Consider the following 19,599-nt stretch of genomic DNA (forward strand, 5'->3'; position numbering starts at 1 on the left):
GCAATATCAAGTCCCCGCTGCATTCAATCGAATACCCACCAAACAAACCGATATAGCTTATCGATACGGCAACCGTGCAGTTTTTGAAAAAGCATGTTAAAAACTCTCCGCCGCCAGGGTTCTGGTGGCAACGTTCTCAGGGCGGGGTGCAATTCCCCACCGGCGGTAATTGCGCGCAATGTGCATAGCCCGCGAGCGCTTGGCGCCTCGAACTGCTCAGGCAGGACGGCGACAAGGTCAGCAGACCCGGTGTGATCCCGGGGCCGACGGTCATAGTCCGGATGAAGAGAGAACGGGATTGGCACCTAAGGGCCGCGCGTTGAATTCATGCCTGCATGAAAACAGCGGTGCATACCCTTAAATCCCATTCGATTCATAACGCCCTGTTTTTTTCTTAAACAGGAGTCAGAACATGCAACCCACCGCAATCGACAGCAAAAGCAAAAACCACCACGGCGAGCGCGTCGCATTTATCCAGGCCTGCTGGCACAAGGATATTGTCGACCAGTCGCGTAAAGGTTTCCTCGCCGAAATGATCGCCCAGGGCTACCAGGAATCGGATATCGACTTCTTCGAAGTCGGCGGCGCCTTTGAAATGCCCCTGCACGCCAAACTGCTGGCCAAGACCGGGCGTTACGCCGGTATCGTCGCCGCCGCGCTGGTGGTGGATGGCGGCATCTACCGTCACGAATTCGTCGCCCAATCAGTGGTCAGCGGCCTGATGCAGGTGCAACTCGAAACCGAAGTGCCGGTGTTCTCAGTATCGCTGACACCGCACCACTTCCACGGCGGCAGCGAACACACCACGTTCTTCTACGAGCACTTCGTGCACAAGGGTCAGGAAGCTGCGCGTACGTGTGCCGACACGCTGCACAAAGTGCGGGCGATCCGCCGCAGCGAGCCACGCGCCTTAGCCGTCTAAGCCACCCTGCAAAACCAATGTGGGAGGGGGCTTGCTCCCGATAACAGTGTGTCAGTCAGCTCATCTGTGACTGATACACCGCTATCGGGAGCAAGCCCCCTCCCACATTTTCATCTATGCCAGGTTGGCGTCCGTGGTAGGCACGATCAATATCCCCGCGCGCAAACCATTCTTCACCTTCGGGTTGGGGAAGATGATGCGTGCGCCCTCTTCCTCGATTACCCAGCGGGTCTTGGCTACGTCTTCGGCCAGCAGGTAGCCTTTTTCCAACTCCGAAAAGTTTTCCACATCGGCCGGCAGGTGCAGCAGGAAGGCGTCACTGTGCTTGATCACTTCACGCGCAACGGCGAACAGCTGCATACCGTCGAGGCTGTCCGTAGCAGGCTCGGTGCCCTCGATGATCTGCTTGAGGCGCAGCTCCAGGCGTGAAACATCCACGCCCTCGTTATGCCCGAACGGCCGCGCCTTGCCCAATTCCAGGGTGAAGGCTTCGGCGCCCAGTTGCTCGTAGGTGAACGCAGTGAAGGTGATCGAGGTTTTGTTTTGGAGCAGCGCTGCCTGCATGCCGGCAGCGCAAAGGCGGGCCAGTTCGTGGCGTGAATGCTGGCGCCCTTCCTTCCACGGGTACAGCGCAAACTGCTCGATCTTCGAGCCACGAATCGCGGTGTGCAGGTCGTAATGCAGGCGCGAACGGCCAGGCTGGCTGAAAAAGCTGCGGGCCAGCTGTTCCAGTTCGGCGGCGCGCATGGCTTCGGGGCCGATGTTGCTTTCATGCCGGCCGTTGAACAGCCGGTTGACGTCCAGTTCAAGGTAACGCTCGCCGCGACGCATGGCCTCGGGGTTGCCGAACAGGAACAGAATACGGGTGCGGGGTTTGATTTCCCCCCGGGCGATGCCATGCAACAGACGGTCGAGCAACTCGATCGGCGCGGTTTCGTTGCCATGGATGCCGGACGACAACAGCAGGTCGCTGCCATTGTCCCGTGCTTCAGGAGGACGCACTTCAAGCGCGCCCTCACTGAGCCAGCGCATCTGCACGCCGTCGACAGTCAGTTGAATTTTTTGCGCCGGTTCGCGACCGGCGAGGGTCAGTTCAAGCAGTTTGCCGAGGGCGAGCATAAGCAGCTTCCTTAGTGGTTGCAGCCAGGGCCATGGACGTGATCGTCGTCGCCTTCAACCTCGGCCGGTTCCATTTCCAGTTGCAGGCTCATCAGGTTGGTCGCCAATGGGCGCATCAGCAGGTTGGCGTACTCGGCGTCACCCTCCTCCACATCCACACCGATCAGCAGTTGGCCACGGCCGTCGTGCTGAATCCAGATCTCCTTGCCCTGCCAGACCACGGCAACGCGGGTGCAGGAGGTTTCCAGCTGGGTGCCGTCAGTGTCTTCAAGGATCAGCTTAAGGGTGTCGGTCATAAATAAAATATCTCAGCCGTAGGGCGTTAATGGGTCTGGAAAGGATAAACCGAGCCCAGTTTAAGGATTTGCGTCAGTTCATCCAGTGCCGTCCGGCACTCAAGCAGCAGTTGCGGGTCAGCCAGGTCGGTTTCGCGCAGGCTGTCGCGGTAGTGCTTGTTGACCCACTGGGTCAGCGTGTCGTACAGCGGCGCGGTCATGATAACGCCTGGATTCACCGCCGCCAGTTCGGTTTCGTTCAGTGCCACACGCAAACGCAGGCACGCCGGGCCGCCGCCGTTCTGCATGCTTTGCTTGAGGTCGAATACGTTCACTTCGCGGATCAAGCCGCCGGAGGCCGTGAGCTGTTGCAGGTACTGCCAGACACGCTCGTTGGCGCGGCATTCTTCCGGCACGATCAGCAGCATCGAGCCGTCAGGACGGGTCAGCAACTGGCTGTTGAACAGGTAGGAGCGCACCGCGTCCTCCACACTGACCTGGGCACGCGGCACGCAGACCGACTGGAAATTGCCGCCCAGCTTGCCCAGTTTGCCCTGCAACTCAGCGAGCATCTGTTCGGTATGGAGGAACGCGTCCTCGTGGTAGAACAGCACTTCGCCATTGCCTACCGCGATCACGTCGTTGTGGAACACACCGGCATCGATCACCGCCGGGTTCTGCTGGGCGTAGACCACGCCTTCATCCTTCAGGCCGTGCAGACGCGCAACCGCCTGGGACGCCTCGAGCGTCTGGCGCGCCGGGTATTTCTGCGGCGCCGGGTAACGGGCGTCGAACGCACTGCGGCCGAATACAAAGAACTCTACGCCCGCCTCGCCATAGTCACGGCAAAAACGCGTGTGGTTCGCCGCGCCTTCATCACCGAACTGCGCCACTGCCGGCAACGCGGCGTGGTGCGCAAAGTGCTGCTGATCGGCAAACATCGCCCCCAGCACGCGGCTGGTGGTCGGGTGTTCGATGCTGCGGTGGTATTTGCAGTTGAGGTTGGCAGCGGTGAAGTGCACGCGGCCGTCCGTCGTATCGGCGCTGGGGCTGACCGTGGCCGCGTTGGCCACCCACATGCTCGACGCCGAGCAACTCGCCACCAGCAATGGCATGGCCTGCTTGGCCGCCTGCTGAATGACCTGCGCGTCGGTGCCGCTGAAACCGAGGCTGCGCAAGGCGGCCACGTCCGGACGTTCCTGGGGTGCAAGCACGCCTTGCACAAAGCCCATGTCCATCAGCGCTTTCATTTTCTGCAGCCCCTGCAACGCCGCTTCCTTGGGGTTGGAGTGTTGCTGGCTGTTGCTCTGGGACGCGACGTTGCCGAAGGACAAACCGCCGTAGTTATGGGTCGGCCCCACTAGACCGTCAAAATTGACTTCATAGGATTTCATCGGCGAGGCTCCACGAACATCTGTTTTTATAGGCTTCAATTACTTGAATACACCACTGAACCCCTGTGGGAGGGGGCTTGCCCCGATAGCAATCTGCCTGTTAGTAAATCAGGTGACTGACACACCGCTATCGGGGGCAAGCCCCCTCCCACATTCAGGCCAGCGTAATGCCGGGGGTTAGTGTGGCTGGCACGACCAGGCTCGGAGTTTCCAGCGACGCCACCGGGTACGCGCAATAATCCGCCGCGTAATACGCACTGGCGCGGTGGTTGCCCGAAGCCCCTACCCCGCCGAACGGTGCGGTGCTGGCGGCGCCGGTCAGCTGTTTGTTCCAGTTGACGATGCCGGCGCGGCTTTCCAGCCAGAACTGCTGGTAACGCGCCTCGGAATCCGAGAGCAAACCAGCAGCCAAGCCGTACTGGGTGTTATTGGCCTCAGTAATGGCGGCGGCAAAATCCGCGTAGCGAATCACCTGCAACAGCGGGCCGAACAGTTCTTCGTCTTCGCGCTCGGCCACCGCCGTCACGTCGATGATGCCTGGGGTCAACAAGGCGGCCTGGTCCCGCGGCTGGGTCATTTCCAGCAGTGCCACGGCGCCATTGGCCAACATCAGTTCCTGGGCGTCCATCAAGGCTTTGGCGGCCGCCAGGGAAATCACCGAGCCCATGAACGGCGCCGGTTGCTGGTCGAACGCGCCCACTTCAATGGCCGCGCTGACGGCCACCAGACGCGCCAGCAACGCATCACCCCAGGCGCCTTGCGGCACCAGCAAGCGACGGGCGCAGGTGCAGCGTTGGCCGGCAGAGATAAACGCCGACTGGATGATGGTGTACACCGCCGCATCCATGTCGGCCACTTCGTCCACCACCAGCGGGTTGTTGCCGCCCATCTCCAGGGCCAGGATCTTGTCCGGACGCCCGGAAAACTGCTGGTGCAGATGGTTGCCGGTGCGGCTGGAACCGGTGAAGAACAACCCGTCGATGCCTGGGTTGGCGGCCAACGCGATGCCGGTTTCCCGCGCACCTTGCAGCAGGTTCAACACGCCCGCCGGTAAACCCGCTTCGACCCAACACTGCACGGTCAACTCGGCCACTTTCGGCGTGAGCTCGCTCGGCTTGAACAGTACGGTGTTGCCCGCCAGCAGCGCCGGGACGATATGCCCGTTCGGCAAGTGGCCAGGAAAGTTGTAAGGGCCGAACACCGCCACCACGCCGTGGGGCTTGTGACGCAGCACAGCGGTGGCGTCGCCCAGGGGGCCGCTCTTCTCGCCGGTACGCTCGCGATAACTTTGCACCGAGATCGCGATCTTGTTGGCCATGCTGGTGACTTCGGTGGCCGATTCCCACAGCGGCTTACCGGTTTCCTCACCGATGCAGCGGGCGATTTCATCTGCGCGGCTTTTCAGGGTACTGGCGAAGGTTTCGAGCACACTGATGCGCTCTTCCAACGAACGCCGCGCCCAGCCTGGAAATGCCTGGCGTGCGGCCTGCACGGCGGACTCGACCTGCTCGGCCGTCGCGCCGTTGCCGCTCCACAGCACCTGCTGGGTTACCGGGTTACGCGATTCAAACAGTTCACCCTGGCCGGCCAGCCAGCTACCTGCGATGTACAACGAATTCATTATTTCGACTCCCGGGCTGCGGATAACGGTACGGCACGCACTTGATCACCGACCACCAGCTGCAGACGCTTGGCGGTCAGCGGATCGACCACCAACGTGCCCGCCGCCAAGCGAGCCGGGGCAGCAGTGATGCGGCAGTCTTCGCGTTTGCGGTTATGGATCAGGAACGGCGTGGCATCGTCCCCCGGCGTACCGATGGCCAGCACCAGCGCCTGGCTGTCGCGCACCGCACGGATCTTGCTGGTTTCACACTCAACCGCCGGGCCGGCGTCGAAGATATCCACATAGCCCTGGTAGCTGAAGCCTTCGCTCTTGAGCATGCTCAGCGCCGGCTCGGTATCCGGATGGACCTTGCCGATCACGTTGCGCGCGTCTTCGGAAAGAAAGCAGCTGTACAGCGGAAACTTGGGCATCAGCTCAGCGATAAACGCTTTGTTGCCGACACCGGTGAGGTAGTCGGCCTGGCTGAATTCCATTTTGAAGAAGTGCCGGCCCAGGCTTTCCCAGAACGGCGAGCGCCCCGCTTCGTTGGACACGCCGCGCATTTCGGCGATGATCTTGTTGCCGAACAGTTGCGGGAACTCGGCAATGAACAGCATGCGCGCCTTGGCCAGCATGCGGCCGTTGAGGCCGTTGCGGTAATCGGCGTGCAGGAACAACGAACACAGCTCGGAGTTGCCGGTGAGGTCGTTGGCCAGGAACAGCGTCGGAATTTCGCGGTAGATGTTCAATTCCTGGGAGGCGCTGACCGTCAGGCCGACCCGGAAGTTGTACCACGGCTCGCGCAGGCCGACGGCGCCGGCGATGGCCGAAATGCCCACCACGCGGCCTTCGTCGTTCTCCAGCACGAACAGGTAGTCGGCATCGCCGCGCCCGGCTTCGCCGCGAAAGGTTTTCTCGGCCCAGCCCACGCGGTGGGTCAGGCGCTCTTCGTTGGCCGGCAAGGTGGTGAGGCCGGTGCCGGTGCTGCGCGCCAGATCAATCAGGGCCGGTAAATCGCTGCTGCGTACGGGACGAACGATCATGCTATCTCCTCGAACGGGCCGCTTTGCAGCCACCCGCGAAACTCTGTTTTATACCGGCTCTCACACTGCAACAAGACGCACGCTCGCGCCTTCGCCAACGCCCAGGGCTTCGGCGGCGGCGAGGTCGAGGGTCACCGGTTTGCCGGGCGCGTAGTCCAGCTCCAGCATCACCGCACGGTAATCCTGCAACTGCGCGTTGCTCACCAGGTACTGGCGGCCGACACCCTTGAGCATCTCGCCGATTTTCACCGGCACCACGCGGCTCTGGGCGATCGAGCGGATGCCCGAAACCCGCGCGTGCAGCGTTGGGCCGCCGTCGAAGATGTCGATGTAATGGTCGGTTTCGAAGCCCTCGCGCATGAGGATATCGAAGGTGATCTGCGCACGCGGGTGCACCTGGCCCATGGCTTCCTGGGCTTCGTCCGGCAGCAGCGGCACGTAGATCGGGTAATGCGGCATCAGCTCGGCGAGGAACGTACGGCTTTTCAGCCCGCACAGGCGCTCGGCGGCGGCGTAATTGAGGTCGAAGAAGTTGCGGCCGATGGCGTCCCAGAACGGCGAATCACCGTTCTCGTCGCTGTAGCCGACGATCTCGGTCACCACTGAATCGGCAAAGCGCTCGGGGTGGCTGGCGACGAACAACAGGCGGCCACGGGAGTTGAGCTCCGACCACGGCGAACCGACCAGCTCAGGCACCACGTAGAAACTGGTGAGCAGGCTGTTACCGGTGAGGTCGTGACACTGGGACAACACGTGGATCTTGTTGTGGATCTTCAGCTCGCGGGAGGCGTGCACGAAGGTTTCGTTCCGGAAACTGTAGAAGGGCTCCGAGTAGCCGGCCGACGCGACGATGGCCGAGCAGCCCGCGAGCTTGCCCGTCTCGGTGTCTTCGAGCACGAAGAAATAGCTTTCTTCACCGTTGAAACTCACCTCGGCCGCGAAGGACGCTTCGCTGGCCGCGATCTTGTCGCTCAGGCGTTCCACATCATCCGGCAAGGAGGTGACACCAATCGGGCTGTCCGCAGCCAGACGCTGTACCTCGCCCAGATCAGCCATTTGCGCGGGGCGCATCACCAGCATGGTGTCACTCCTTAACTCGAAAAATCATAGGGAAAAAATACCGCAAGGCCAGGCACACCATAGTTCCCAATGTGGGAGGGGGCTTGCCCCCGATGGGGGTGGGTCAGCTACAGATAAGCTGGCTGATACACCGCAATCGGGGGCAAGCCCCCTCCCACATTTTTGACCCAGTGCAGCCGGCAAAGGGTGTCGCTATCAGGCTTGGGTCAGCGTTTTTACGGCACGTTCGAAGCGATCCAGGCCTTCGTTGATGTCCGCCTCTTCCACCACCAGGCTCGGCGCGAAACGCACCACGTCCGGGCCGGCTTGCAGGATCATCAGGTTTTCTTTCTCGGCGGCGTTGAACACGTCCTTGGCCTTGCCCTTGAACGCATCGCTCAACACGCAACCGATCAGCAGGCCCATGCCACGCACTTGGGTGAAGATGCCGTACTGCTCGCCGATCTGCTCCAGGCGCGCCTTGAACAGGTCGTGCTTGGCATTCACGCCGGCCAGCACCTCGGGAGTGTTGATCACGTCGATCACCGCCTCAGCCACTGCGCACGCCAGCGGGTTGCCGCCGTAGGTGGTGCCGTGGGTGCCGACCACCAGGTGCTTGGCCAGGTCTTCACGGGTGAGCATCGCGGCAATCGGGAAACCGCCACCCAGGCTCTTGGCGCTGGTGAGGATGTCCGGCACCACGCCGTAGTGTTGGTAAGCAAACAGGTGGCCGCTGCGGCCCATGCCGGTTTGCACTTCGTCGAACACCAGCAGCGCGTTGTTCGCGTCGCACAATTCGCGAGCGCCTTGCAGGTAAGCCAGCTCGGCCGGCAGTACACCGCCTTCGCCCTGGATCGGCTCCAGCACCACGGCGCAGGTCTTGTCCGACACGGCGGCTTTCAAAGCCTCCAGGTCGTTATAAGGAACGTGGGTGATGCCGGTGATTTTAGGCCCGAAACCATCGGAGTACTTCGACTGGCCACCGACGTTGACGGTGAACAGGGTCCGGCCATGGAAGCTGTTCAGCGCGGCGATGATCTCGTACTTCTCGCTGCCGAAACGGTCGAACGCAACGCGACGGGCCAGCTTGAAGGCGGCCTCGTTGGCTTCGGCGCCGGAGTTGCAGAAGAACACACGCTCGGCAAACGTGGCGTCGATCAGCTTGTGCGCCAGGCGCAGCGCCGGCTCATTGGTGAACACGTTGGAGACATGCCACAGCTTGTTGGCCTGCTCGGTCAGTGCGCCGACCAGCGCCGGGTGGGCGTGGCCCAATACGTTGACCGCGATACCGCCGGCAAAGTCGATCAGCTCGCGACCCGCCTGGTCCCACACGCGCGAACCTGCGCCACGCACGGGAATGAAGGCGGCAGGCGCATAGTTGGGAACCATGACCTGATCGAAATCGGCACGTTGCACCGGGGCTTGCTCAACGGACATCGGAGTCTCCTGAAGAGGAACGCCTGCCTGGAACTGGCGGGCGATGCAGGGATTGTAAGGACAGTTTTCAGTGCGGCCTTGCCGCCAAGCGACAACTTCTTATAGCGCCAACCCGCGTTTTACGCGGGTTTACGCCAATGCGACAAATAGCGTCGCAATGGCGCAGTTTAAACCGTGCGCCCGCTCCGTGCGCAGGGGATCTTCGCAAATCGGCGCGGGCGTGGCGCACCACGTATTTACCGCCGTCGATCGGGCGTGGACTGGTCTGCTGGATAAATACCTGTACCTCAAGGACCGATCCAATGCGCCAACGCCCCGTCCCCGTCGCACCCGACATCCACCACGCAATCCTCACGCAGGCCATCCCCCACTGGCTGGGGGATGCCGCGCCCGCCAGGCGTTCGGCCCTTGGCGAACACGCGCCGAGTATTCCCGACTGGTACAAGCACGCCTGCGACGCCCAACACGCAGAACTCAAGCGCCTGAACGGCGAAGCCTGGACCCGGCAGAACCAAGTGGACAAGGCCCTGGCCGAGCTCAAGAGCCCGGAGACGTTTGGCGCCGAGTTGCTGCAAGCGGCGCTCAAGCGCCAATATGCGCTGGACCTGGATGTGCGCAGCACCTGGCTGCAACTCTACGTGCCCTTGACCCTCGCCGGGGTTCGCGTCAGGGCCGGGGCTTCGCGCACCTGGAGCGTATCGCTGCTGAAGGCCGCCCTGCACAACTTCGAGCCGGCTGAAGCCGAGCCCGATGCCTACGAGCAGAACTCCGGCTTCAGCACCCAGCCCAATGCCGCCGGGCACTTCCAGAGCCTGCCGGCGATTGCAGCGCGCATCAGCGTCGCGCAATTCGCCACACTGTGCCGCGAACTCGATATAGGCGGGCGCTACCAGCGTTATCTCGAGGATTACCTGGGGCTGGGCAACCCCGTGGCCGAAGCGGTGCTTCAGGCCCGCGTCGAGCAAAGCCAGGCCAGCGCGCTCAAGCTGTCGCTGTACATGGCGCTGCTCAAGGGCGACATCCCGCAGGCCGGGTATGACGCGGTGCACAGCCTGATCAGCCACGCCAGCCAGCGCCCGGCATTGATCGCCCATGAGCTGGTCATCATGTCCAGTCGCCTGGTCGGGATTGTGGTGTTTTCGCCGCACCTGGACTCAAGCCGCGCGGTGGCGCCGGTCATCGCCTATATCCCCGACGACCCGCAGCACCCGATCAAGCAATACCCCAGCGCGCAGGCGTTTATGCAGGCGCTCACGGCACGGCTGCGTTCGACGGACTTTCAACACTTTTTCAGCCGTTTTGTCAGCCATGCCGATATCGGCAGCTTCTTCGCCGACCTCAACCGCCGCTTGAGCGAAGTGACCTGGCACCCCCATACGCCGGGCGACCCGCTGCCGAGCTGGCGCGAGACCGAGGTGGACCGGCCGAAACTGGAGTTTCGTGGCCTGCCCATCAAGCAACCCCTGTTCCAGCACCTGTACCAGATGAAGTTGAGCAAGTTGCGCGATGACGCGAGCAGCCAGGCGGTGTCCACCGCCGCCGTCAACCGCAAGGCCCGTTGGGAGCGCTGGGATCTGGTGCAGAAAATCGGCTCGGCGCTGCTGCAAGTGGCAGCCCTGATTGCCAGCCCTTTTGTTCCACCGCTTGGGCTGCTGATGCTGGGCTACACCGCCTACCAACTGCTGGACGAGGCCTTCGAGGGCGTTATCGACTGGGCTGAAGGCCTGACGCGGGAAGCGTTCGGGCACACCATGGGGTTTGTCGAGCAACTGGTGCAACTGGGCTTGTTTGCCACCGGAATCCCTATCGCCCAAGGCTTGTTGCGCAAGGTACTGCCCGGCGAGTGCCTGGGTTTTCTCAACGGCCTGACACCCGTGACCACACCCGAGGGCGGTCAGCGCCTGTGGAAACCCGACCTTGCGCCCTATCGTGTCAAGTTCACACCGCCCAAGACAGTACGTCCCGACCCACAAGGCCTGTACCGCTATAACGGCAATATCCTGCTGCCCTTGGATGGCGATTACTACAGCCTGCAACAAGACCCCGCCAGCCTGCGCTATTCCCTACGCCACCCCAGCCGCCCAGCCGCCTACGCTCCACGGTTACTGAACAACGGCCAGGGCGCCTGGATCACCGAAATGGAGCGCCCGCTGAACTGGGACAATGCCACCCTGATGCGTCGCCTCGGCTACCGGGCGGACGGGCTCAGCGACGCCCGCCTGCGCCAGGCACATAGCGTCAGCGGCACCCACGCCAATGCCTTGCGCGAGATGCACATGCGCCAGCAAACGCTCCCCCCGCTGCTGGCCGACACCCTCAAGCGCTTCAAGATTGACCAGGCGCTGCAAGACTTCATCACGCAAATGAACAGCGATGACCCCGCAATTTACCGGCAGGCCGATATCCAGACTCAGTTGCAGGTACTGACCAGCGACGGTCTATGGCCGGTATCCAGGACACTGCGTCTTGTCGACTCCAGCGGCAATACCCAGTGGGAGTTCGCCGGGCAATCCGGTGCGCATGTGGTGCAGGTGCGCGAAAGCCAGCTGAAAAACGGTGAATTGCTGCGCATCCTGATCGACAGCCTGGATGAACCCGAGCGCAAGCTGCTGCTGGAGGAACCCGCCGGCCTGCCCGCCCCGCACACTCACCTGCGCGCCGGCGCCCTGCGCAAAAAAATCGCCCGGCTTGCCCACGACAAACGCTTCAACCTGTTCGACTCCCGCTACCGCAGCGAAGAACGCAGCCCCATTGCCTCGCTGCAAAAAATCATTGATGCCGCCCCGGAACGCGGGCTGCCCACCAGCGTGGCCGAGGAACTGCTGGCCAGTGCCAGCGGCGCGGAGTGGCGGGCCATTGACCTCGGCAAGGTGCCCACCCGTATCGTCGAGCAGGCCGCCTCGGCCCAGTTGGAGGTGCGCACCACCCGTGCCTACGAAGGGTTGTACCTGGACGCCGTCGACAACCCGGACACCTATCTGCTGGTCCTGCAGTCCCTTGAACGCCTGCCCGGATGGTCGACCGACCTGCGCCTGGAACTGCGCGAGTACCACGCCAACGGCCCACTGCTGCAAGCCATCGGCGCCGAAGGCGCCACACTCAAGAGGACCCTGGTGCGCACCGAAACGGGCCACTACACCCCGGTCGATGAAACGGGGCCGGTGTTCGCCGACACCGATTTCTACACCGCCATCCTCCAGGCTATCCCGGACAGCCAGCGCGACGCCCTGGACATCCATATCGGCCAGGGCGAACGCCTGCGCCAGGCGGTTGCCGAACATGTACTGGACCGCGAGCAATTGCGCGCCCTGCTCGGCAAGGACACCTATCGCGAACCCACCTATGATCCCGAAGTGATGCGCCTGCGTGGCGGCATGGAAGGCTACCAGGCCGCCGGACCGTCACAGGCGCAGCTCTCCCTCGAGCAGCGCGCCCACCACCTGCTGCCTCGGCTCAACCGCGAGCAGATCAGCGAACTGGTGCAAACCCTGGAAGACCGACCGGGCGGCGCCCTGCCCAGCCTGATCACGCTGCAGGCCGAGTACGACAAAATGGACACCGACCTTGCCGTGTGGGAGCACGCGACGCCGCCGTTCCACCCCATTACCGAGGCACCACTGACGACCCAGGAGTATCAATACGCCCGCCGCGATCGCGGGCTGTGGGCCGAGGAAATCAGGCGTAGCTGGCGTCAGGAAACCCAGATTGATGAGTTTCACCAACAGCCGGCTCTCAACGGCCATAAGCTGCAATTGACGATGCCCATCTACGGCGAACTGCCGGTACTCACCGCTCGTTTCGAGCACATCACCCTGCTGGAGTTGAGCGGTGCGCACACCCCGCTGGAGGTGGACAGGTTTGTGCAAATGTTTCAACGCCTGCGTCACTTGAACATCAGCAAATTTTCCCTCGGCCGCCTTGCGCCGAGCATCGCCCGACTGCCCGACCTCAACACCCTGATCCTGAGCGACTGCAACATTATCTTGAGCGAAGAAAGCCGTGCAGTCCTCGGCGGCATGACCCGCCTGGTGACCCTGGACCTGTACAACAACCCGCTGGGCCTGACCCCCAGCGTCGCCAATATGCCCCGGCTGCAGCACCTGGATTTAAGCTATACCGGCATTCGCGAGCTGCCGCCGGGCATGCTCGACCGCCCGGAGCTGGGACTGGCGGTGCTGTCGAACAACCAGATCAGCGAGCTGCCGGCAGCGCTTTTCGATATGCCGGTGGCCACCAGCCGCAAGTTCGACCTCAGCGCCAACCCGCTTTCGCGGGCGACCCTGCAGCGCGTCAAGGCTTACTATCAAAGGACCACAGGCCGCTGGGATATCGATGCGCCCAGTGCGGACATCGAGCAGGCCAAACGCCTGTTCCCGACCCTGAGCGACGATGACATCAATCAGCTCATTTTTGATTTTCCAGGTGTCCTCGACGCCACCGAGGCCGCGCTGGAGCAGCTTGGCGCCGATTACCGCAGCATTCGCCAGGACCTGAGTCCCTGGGCCGAAAACCCGCTGGCGTCGGTCCAGGCGCGCGCCGCCCGCGCACGGTTGGTGGACACCCTCGAGGCTGTCTGGCGCCGGGAAGCCGAGCAGGATGAACAGGCCCAGGGCGATCAGCCATGCTTCACACTCAGGCTGACGCACCCCGTCAGCGGCGAGCTTCCCGCCCTGAGCCGGCCACTCAAGCAGGTCTCATCCCTGCTGCTGAGCGGCGATGGTTCCGACCTGCTGTTGGGGGCGTTCCTACGCAGTTTTCCCAACCTGGAACGGCTGTCCGTTGAGCACTATGCCCTCAATCACTTTCCCAAGACCTTGCCGCACCTGCTGCGATTGACCCACCTGCGCCTGGACGACTGCGGACTCACCCTCAACCCCGTCAGCACCCAGGTGCTGTCCGGCATGGTTCACCTCAAGCACCTGGATCTGGCGAACAACCGCCTGAGCTGGCTGCCGGACTTCAACCGCCTGAGCAACCTCGCCAGCCTGTCGCTCAGTAACACAGGCCTGCGCGAAATTCCGCCGGCGCTGCTCTCCGGCAGTGTTTATCGAACACGGGTCGACCTGAGCCACAACGTCATCGAGGACATTTCCGATCAGGGGTTTGCATTGCCCGCCGCCTTCAGCGCGTCGTTCGACCTGGCGGGTAACCCGTTGTCGCGGCAAACATTGGCGCGTATCAAGACCTACTGCCAGGCTAGCGGCGAACACTGGAACGTCGAGGCGCCCCCGATGCACGTGCAGCAGCTCCAGGCACTGTACCCAAGCCTGGGCGCCCGCGAAATCAATCGCCTGTATTTTCAGTTGCCCGGCGACCTGGACGCCGCCGCGCTTGAAATCACGCGCCGGGGCGTCGAATACCGCCAGTTGCAACGCCAGTTGCTGGCCTGGGCCGCGGACATCCCGCAACGGGATCCGCTGCTCGACACGGTGCTGGACGAAGACACCCGCGCACGTGAACAACTGCGCCGACTGGCCTTCAAAAGCCTGCTCGAACGTTGCTGGCGCCGGGAAGGCGAACTGGACGACTCCGGCGTGTTTATCCGACGCAGCTTCAAGCTGGTGTTCGAAGGGCAACTGTTGGGGGACATGCCGACGCTGACCGCGCGCTTCGACCACGTCACCCTGCTGGAAATCATCGGCGACGGCACCAATCAACAGGTCGACGGGTTGCTCAGGTGTTTTCCCAACCTGATCAACCTGACTATCGAGAGCCACACGCTGGGCGACCTGCCCGCCTCGTTGGTGCACCTGGGACGCCTGCGCTACCTGAAGCTGGCGCAAAACCACATCCGCTTGACGCCCGCCAGCAATGAGCTGCTGTCGGGCCTGGTCCAGCTGGAATATCTGGACCTGAGCAACAACCCCCTGACCCTGACGCCTGACCTGCGTCATTTCGGGCGGTTGGTATCGGTTTACCTGCACAGCTGTGAGCTGACAAACGTACCGGAAGGGATCTTCAGCCTGCGCCGCCTGCGGGTCGTGGACCTGAGCGACAACCAGATCATGGAGCTGCCCAGCGACCTGCTGGAAATGCCCATGCCGCTGGATGACGACTCTGATTTGAGCGGCAATCCGTTGTCTGCGCAAAGCCTGGAACTGCTGCGCAGTTACTACCGCCAGACGGGCTACGAATTAGGCGTGGAAGACGCGATGTTCGACGGCGCCGGCGTTCCCCTGTCGGCGCCCGGCACGCCCCGGCCGATGGAGGAATAACGGCGCGACTCAACCGCGCTCGGACGGCACCGACGACAGTTCGAACGGGCTGCTGCTGCGCCGCTGGTTGCGGTCTTCACGCGGGGTGGCGCCAAAGAAGTTGCGGTAGGCGCTGGAAAAATGCGGCCCCGAGGAGAAGCCGCACGACAGGCCGATCTGGATGATCGACTTGCTGGTCTGCATGAGCATCTGGCGCGCCTTGTTCAGGCGCAGTTCCAGGTAGTACTGGCTGGGGACGCGATTGAGGTACTGCTTGAAGATCCGCTCCAGTTGTCGTCGCGACACGCACACGTGTTGGGCGATTTCATCGGTGGTCAGCGGCTCCTCGATATTGGCTTCCATCAGCAACACCGCCTGGGTCAGCTTCGGATGGCTGGAGCCCAGGCGGTTTTGCAGCGGAATGCGCTGGCGCTCGCCGCCTTCGCGGATGCGCTCCACCACCAGTTCTTCGGAGACCGCACCGGCCAGTTCAGCGCCGTGGTCACGGGCCAATACCGCCAGCAGCAGGTCGAGCACCGACATGCCACCGCAGGCGGTCAGGCGGTCGCGATCCCAGTCGAACAGATGGCTGGTGGCGATGACCTTGGGGAAACGCTCGGCAAAATCATCCTGCCAGCGCCAGTGCACGGCGGCGCGGTAGCCGTCGAGCAGGCCGAGCTGGGCCAAGGGGTAGACACCGGCCGACAGGCCACCGATCACACACCCTGCCCGCACCAGTTGCTTGAGCGCCGAACTGAGCTGGGAAGCGATGACGGTCGGCGGCTCATCGGCCAGCAGGAACAGTTTCTGGAAGCCTTCCAGCTTACCGGCCCACGGTTCGCCCGGCAGTTGCCAGGCGCCTTCGGTGGCCGGCTCTGCGAGCAAAAACGACAGCTCGTAGACCACGTCCGGATGCACCCGCTGAGCAACGCGCAAGGCCTCCTCAGCCAGCGCAAGCGTGAGGGCTTTTGTGCTGGGCCAAATCAGGAAACCAATTTTGTGGGCGGTCATGGAAGGCTATCCGAAGCGAGTAACGGTAATGAAGACAAAGGCCAATGCTAGCCGGTAAACCAACACAAATCTCAAAAACCATGAAGATCCCATGTGGGAGGGGGCTTGCTCCCGATAGCGGCGGATCAGTCAGCAAATGTGTATCTGATGTACCGCTATCGGGAGCAAGCCCCCTCCCACAGGGTGCAGCGTCTCCAGTGAAGTGGGTTATTTCAAGCTGCCGGAGAGGAACTGCTGAAGACGCACAGACTGCGGATTCACCAGCACTTCACGCGGGTTACCGCGCTCTTCGACGATACCTTTGTGCAAGAACACCAACTGGTTCGACACCTCACGGGCAAAGCCCATTTCGTGGGTCACCACCACCATGGTGCGGCCTTCCAGAGCCAAATCCTGCATCACCTTGAGCACTTCGCCGACCAGCTCCGGGTCGAGGGCCGAGGTGGGTTCGTCGAACAGCATCACCTCGGGCTCCATCGCCAGGGCACGGGCGATCGCCACGCGCTGCTGCTCGCCGCCGGACATGTGGCCGGGGAACGCGTCCTTGCGATGGCCCACGCCGACCTTGGCCAGATAATGCTCGGCCTTTTCACGGGCGTCTTTTTTCGACATGCCAAGCACATGCACCGGCGCTTCCATCACGTTTTCCAGCGCGGTCATGTGCGACCACAAGTTGAAATGCTGGAACACCATGGACAGGCGCGAACGCATGCGTTGCAGTTGTTTAGGGTCGGCGGCCTTCATGGCGCCATCTTTGTTCGCGACCAGTTTCAGCTCTTCGTTATTGAGCAGAATCTTGCCGGCGTGAGGTTGCTCGAGCAGGTTGATACAGCGCAAAAAGGTACTTTTGCCCGAACCGCTGGAGCCAATGATGCTGATCACATCACCGGCAGCGGCGGCCAGGGACACGCCTTTGAGCACTTCATGACTGCCATAGCGTTTATGCAGGTCTTGGACTTCAAGTTTGTACATGCGGTCGGTTCTCACAAAAACAGGTGGTCAGTCGTTGAGCAAGCGCCCGTGACGCAGCGCTTCGCGCCCCGCCACCTTGGCCAGCCAGAAACCCGCTTGGGCATAACGGAGCCGTTCAACGGCGAACAACACCCCGGACGTGCCCGCGCAGACGATGCTGACGCGGTCGGTCAGAGGATCAATCACTTCAAAAATCGGTTCGCCGGTTTCAACCCAGTCACCGGCTTTACGCAGGTAACTGATCACCCCGGCGTGGGGGGCGAACAGCAGCTCGGTGCCTTCGAAGGGCATGCCTTCACACGCCTCGTGCTGCGGTGCGGGCCATTCGCCCTTGATCAAGCCTTGTTCGGCGAGAAACGCCAGGATGCCCTCGGCGTGGAAGATCGCCTCGTCGCGGCCGGTGTCGGCCTGGCCGCCCAACTCCAGGGTCGTCGCCAGACAGGCCAGCGCAATCTGTGCCTCGGGGAACGCCCGGGACAAGCGCAGCCACGGCAGCGAACACGCCTCGTCAAACGAACTGCCACCGGAATCTTCCGCCAGCAGGCCGACCTTCACATTCAAATGCGCCGACAGCGAACGCCACTGCGGCCAGTGCTGGGGCAGCGCATACATGTGCAGCGCGGCTTCGGCGTCGCAATGCAGGTCGAGGACGATGTCGGCGGTGCAGGCATGGCTCAGCAGAATGCGCTGCATGCCTTGCAACTGGCTGCTCGGCGGCGGCAAGGCGCTGAGCACGTCGCTCATGGCCTGGCGGATCAGGCGCACATTGGCGTGGGGGTCATCGCCCAGCTTGCCGTGCAGACGCTCGGCGACGGGCGCGCTCAACTCGACGAAATCGCGGTTGAAATTCTTGCCGCTGCCGACCTCGAAACGCCCCTGGTGGCTGCCTTGCAGCAGCTGGCCCAGGCCCATCGGATTGGCCACGGGCACCAGCTCGATCACGCCATTGAGCGCACCTTGGCGTTCCAGGTCGGTAAGGCGTTTTTTCAGCTCCCAGGCGGCGCGCATGCCGGGCAATTCATCGGCGTGCAGGCTGGCCTGGATGTAGGCCTTGCGCTCGCCACTGCCGAAACGGAACACACTCAGCTGGCGCTCACAACCCAGGTGGCCCCAGGGCAACAGGTGATCGATACGTTCCATATCAATGCTTCCGTGGCGCCAGGTAGCTCAGCCAGCGGCGCTCGGCCAACTTGAACAGGCGCACCAGGATGAACGTCAGGCACAGGTAGAACGCGCCAGCGGTGATATAGGCTTCAAAGGGCAGATAGTACTGGGCATTCACCGTGCGCGCGGCACCGGTGATGTCGATCAAGGTGACGATGGAGGCCAGGCTGGTGGTCTGCAGCATCATGATCACTTCGTTGCTGTACTGCGGCAGCGCGCGGCGCAGGGCCGACGGCAACAGGATGCGACGGTACAGCTTGTAGCGCGACATGCCCATGGCCTTGGCCGCTTCGATCTCGCCATTGGGCGTGGCCTTGAGGCTGCCGGCGATGATCTCGGCGGTGTAGGCGCTGGTGTTGATCGCGAACGCCAGGCACGCGCAAAACGTGGCGCTGGACAGCAACGGCCACAGGAAGCTTTCCCGTACGGCCTCGAACTGGGCCAGGCCGTAGTAGATCAGGAACAGTTGCACCAGCATCGGTGTGCCGCGGATCACATAGGTGTAGAGCCATGCCACGCCGTTGACGATCGGCTGCTTGGACACGCGCATCAAGCCCAGGGGCAAGGCGGCGAGCAAGCCGAAGAACAGCGAAATGGCGAGCAGTTTCAGGGTGGTCAGCAAGCCGCCAAGGTACAGCGGCATGGCCTCCCAGATGACGTTGTAGTCGAAGATCATAGATCAGCCGCCCTTACGCCTACCGAGTAGCGCTTCTCAAGATAGCGCAGGGCCAGCAACGACATGCTGGTGATCACCAGGTACATCGCCGCCACTGCGAGGAAGAAGGTAAAAGGCTCGCGGGTGGCGTCGGCCGCCTGCTTGGCCTTGAACATCATGTCTTGCAGGCCCACCACCGAAATCAGCGCGGTGGCCTTGGTGAGTACCAGCCAGTTATTGGTGAAACCGGGGATTGCCAGCCGGATCATCTGCGGCACCATCACCCGGAAAAACACCTGAAAGCTGCTCATGCCATACGCCAGGCCGGCCTCGGCCTGGCCCTTGGGAATGGCCATGAAGGCGCCGCGGAAGGTTTCCGAGAGGTAGGCGCCAAAGATGAAACCCAGGGTGCCGATACCGGCGGCCAGGGGGTTCAGGTCAATATAGTCGTCAAAGCCGAGCATCGGCGCGACGCGGTTAAGCAAGTCCTGGCCACCGTAGAAAATCAGCAGGATCAGCACCAGGTCGGGGATCCCGCGGATCACCGTGGAGTACAGGTCGCCCAGCCACGCCAGCCAGCGCACCGGCGACAGGCGTAACGCGACCCCGATCAGACCCAGAACAATGGCCAGGGCCATGGACGACAAGGCGAGCTGAAGCGTCAACCATGCGCCATCGAGGATGACGGCCCCGTAGCCTTTCAACATGATTCAGGTCCTCGAAAAAGGGGATGAAAAAATGGCGCAAACTT

14 protein-coding genes and 1 riboswitch are annotated in these 19,599 nt (G+C 62.5%); of the genes, 2 read left to right on the forward strand and 12 right to left on the reverse strand.

Annotated features, from left to right (window positions below; genetic code table 11):
* Nucleotides 1–128: 128 nt before the first annotated feature.
* Nucleotides 129–298: riboswitch (FMN riboswitch) on the forward strand.
* A gap of 114 nt (nucleotides 299–412) precedes the next feature.
* Entirely contained in the window at nucleotides 413–922 is a 510-nt protein-coding gene (locus C4J92_RS20075; RefSeq protein WP_124405042.1) for a 6,7-dimethyl-8-ribityllumazine synthase, read from the forward strand.
* 114 nt (nucleotides 923–1,036) lie between these two features.
* Here the strand turns inward: C4J92_RS20075 and astE are convergent, their stop codons facing one another.
* The 7 genes from astE to C4J92_RS20110 all read right to left on the reverse strand — a co-directional run bounded on the left by astE (nucleotide 1,037) and on the right by C4J92_RS20110 (nucleotide 8,852).
* Nucleotides 1,037–2,041 (reverse strand): succinylglutamate desuccinylase, encoded by a 1,005-nt coding sequence (astE, locus tag C4J92_RS20080; RefSeq protein WP_124405043.1) that lies wholly within the window; start codon nucleotides 2,039–2,041, stop codon nucleotides 1,037–1,039.
* A gap of 11 nt (nucleotides 2,042–2,052) precedes the next feature.
* A complete protein-coding gene (locus C4J92_RS20085; protein ID WP_124364046.1) occupies nucleotides 2,053–2,337 on the reverse strand; it encodes a topoisomerase II in 285 nt (94 codons plus the stop codon).
* 26 nt (nucleotides 2,338–2,363) lie between these two features.
* A complete protein-coding gene (gene astB, locus C4J92_RS20090; protein WP_124405044.1) occupies nucleotides 2,364–3,710 on the reverse strand; it encodes an N-succinylarginine dihydrolase in 1,347 nt (448 codons plus the stop codon).
* 154 nt (nucleotides 3,711–3,864) lie between these two features.
* On the reverse strand, nucleotides 3,865–5,334 hold the full coding sequence (astD, locus tag C4J92_RS20095; protein WP_164487569.1) for a succinylglutamate-semialdehyde dehydrogenase: 1,470 nt from the start codon (nucleotides 5,332–5,334) through the stop codon (nucleotides 3,865–3,867).
* A complete protein-coding gene (astA, locus tag C4J92_RS20100) occupies nucleotides 5,331–6,356 on the reverse strand; it encodes an arginine N-succinyltransferase (protein WP_124368060.1) in 1,026 nt (341 codons plus the stop codon). The genes astD and astA overlap by 4 nt, the downstream gene beginning before the upstream one ends.
* Before the next feature lie 60 nt (nucleotides 6,357–6,416).
* Nucleotides 6,417–7,436, reverse strand: a complete 1,020-nt coding sequence (aruF, locus tag C4J92_RS20105) for an arginine/ornithine succinyltransferase subunit alpha (RefSeq protein ID WP_124364050.1) — start codon at nucleotides 7,434–7,436, stop codon at nucleotides 6,417–6,419.
* Nucleotides 7,437–7,631: 195 nt separating this feature from the next.
* Nucleotides 7,632–8,852: an aspartate aminotransferase family protein gene (locus C4J92_RS20110; protein ID WP_124364051.1), complete on the reverse strand. Its 1,221-nt coding sequence runs from the start codon at nucleotides 8,850–8,852 to the stop codon at nucleotides 7,632–7,634.
* A gap of 302 nt (nucleotides 8,853–9,154) precedes the next feature.
* On the opposite strand from C4J92_RS20110, the gene C4J92_RS20115 reads away from it, so the two are divergent.
* Complete coding sequence (locus tag C4J92_RS20115) at nucleotides 9,155–15,067, forward strand: leucine-rich repeat domain-containing protein (RefSeq protein ID WP_124405046.1); 5,913 nt, start codon at nucleotides 9,155–9,157, stop codon at nucleotides 15,065–15,067.
* A gap of 9 nt (nucleotides 15,068–15,076) precedes the next feature.
* Here the strand turns inward: C4J92_RS20115 and argR are convergent, their stop codons facing one another.
* The 5 genes from argR to C4J92_RS20140 all read right to left on the reverse strand — a co-directional run bounded on the left by argR (nucleotide 15,077) and on the right by C4J92_RS20140 (nucleotide 19,555).
* Nucleotides 15,077–16,057: a transcriptional regulator ArgR gene (gene argR / locus C4J92_RS20120; RefSeq protein WP_124371611.1), complete on the reverse strand. Its 981-nt coding sequence runs from the start codon at nucleotides 16,055–16,057 to the stop codon at nucleotides 15,077–15,079.
* 207 nt (nucleotides 16,058–16,264) lie between these two features.
* Entirely contained in the window at nucleotides 16,265–17,029 is a 765-nt protein-coding gene (locus C4J92_RS20125) for an ABC transporter ATP-binding protein (protein ID WP_124371612.1), read from the reverse strand.
* Nucleotides 17,030–17,056: 27 nt separating this feature from the next.
* Nucleotides 17,057–18,169, reverse strand: a complete 1,113-nt coding sequence (locus C4J92_RS20130) for a succinylglutamate desuccinylase/aspartoacylase family protein (protein ID WP_124405047.1) — start codon at nucleotides 18,167–18,169, stop codon at nucleotides 17,057–17,059.
* Between the two features lies 1 nt (nucleotide 18,170).
* Nucleotides 18,171–18,869 carry an ABC transporter permease gene (locus C4J92_RS20135; RefSeq protein ID WP_124371614.1) on the reverse strand — a complete coding sequence of 233 codons (699 nt, stop codon included), beginning with the start codon at nucleotides 18,867–18,869 and terminating at the stop codon, nucleotides 18,171–18,173.
* Nucleotides 18,866–19,555, reverse strand: a complete 690-nt coding sequence (locus C4J92_RS20140; RefSeq protein ID WP_124405048.1) for an ABC transporter permease — start codon at nucleotides 19,553–19,555, stop codon at nucleotides 18,866–18,868. Before C4J92_RS20140 ends, C4J92_RS20135 begins: the two co-directional genes overlap by 4 nt.
* Between the last annotated feature and the right edge of the window lie 44 nt (nucleotides 19,556–19,599).

Source organism: Pseudomonas sp. R3-18-08 (genome assembly GCF_003852065.1).
Taxonomy (GTDB): domain Bacteria; phylum Pseudomonadota; class Gammaproteobacteria; order Pseudomonadales; family Pseudomonadaceae; genus Aquipseudomonas.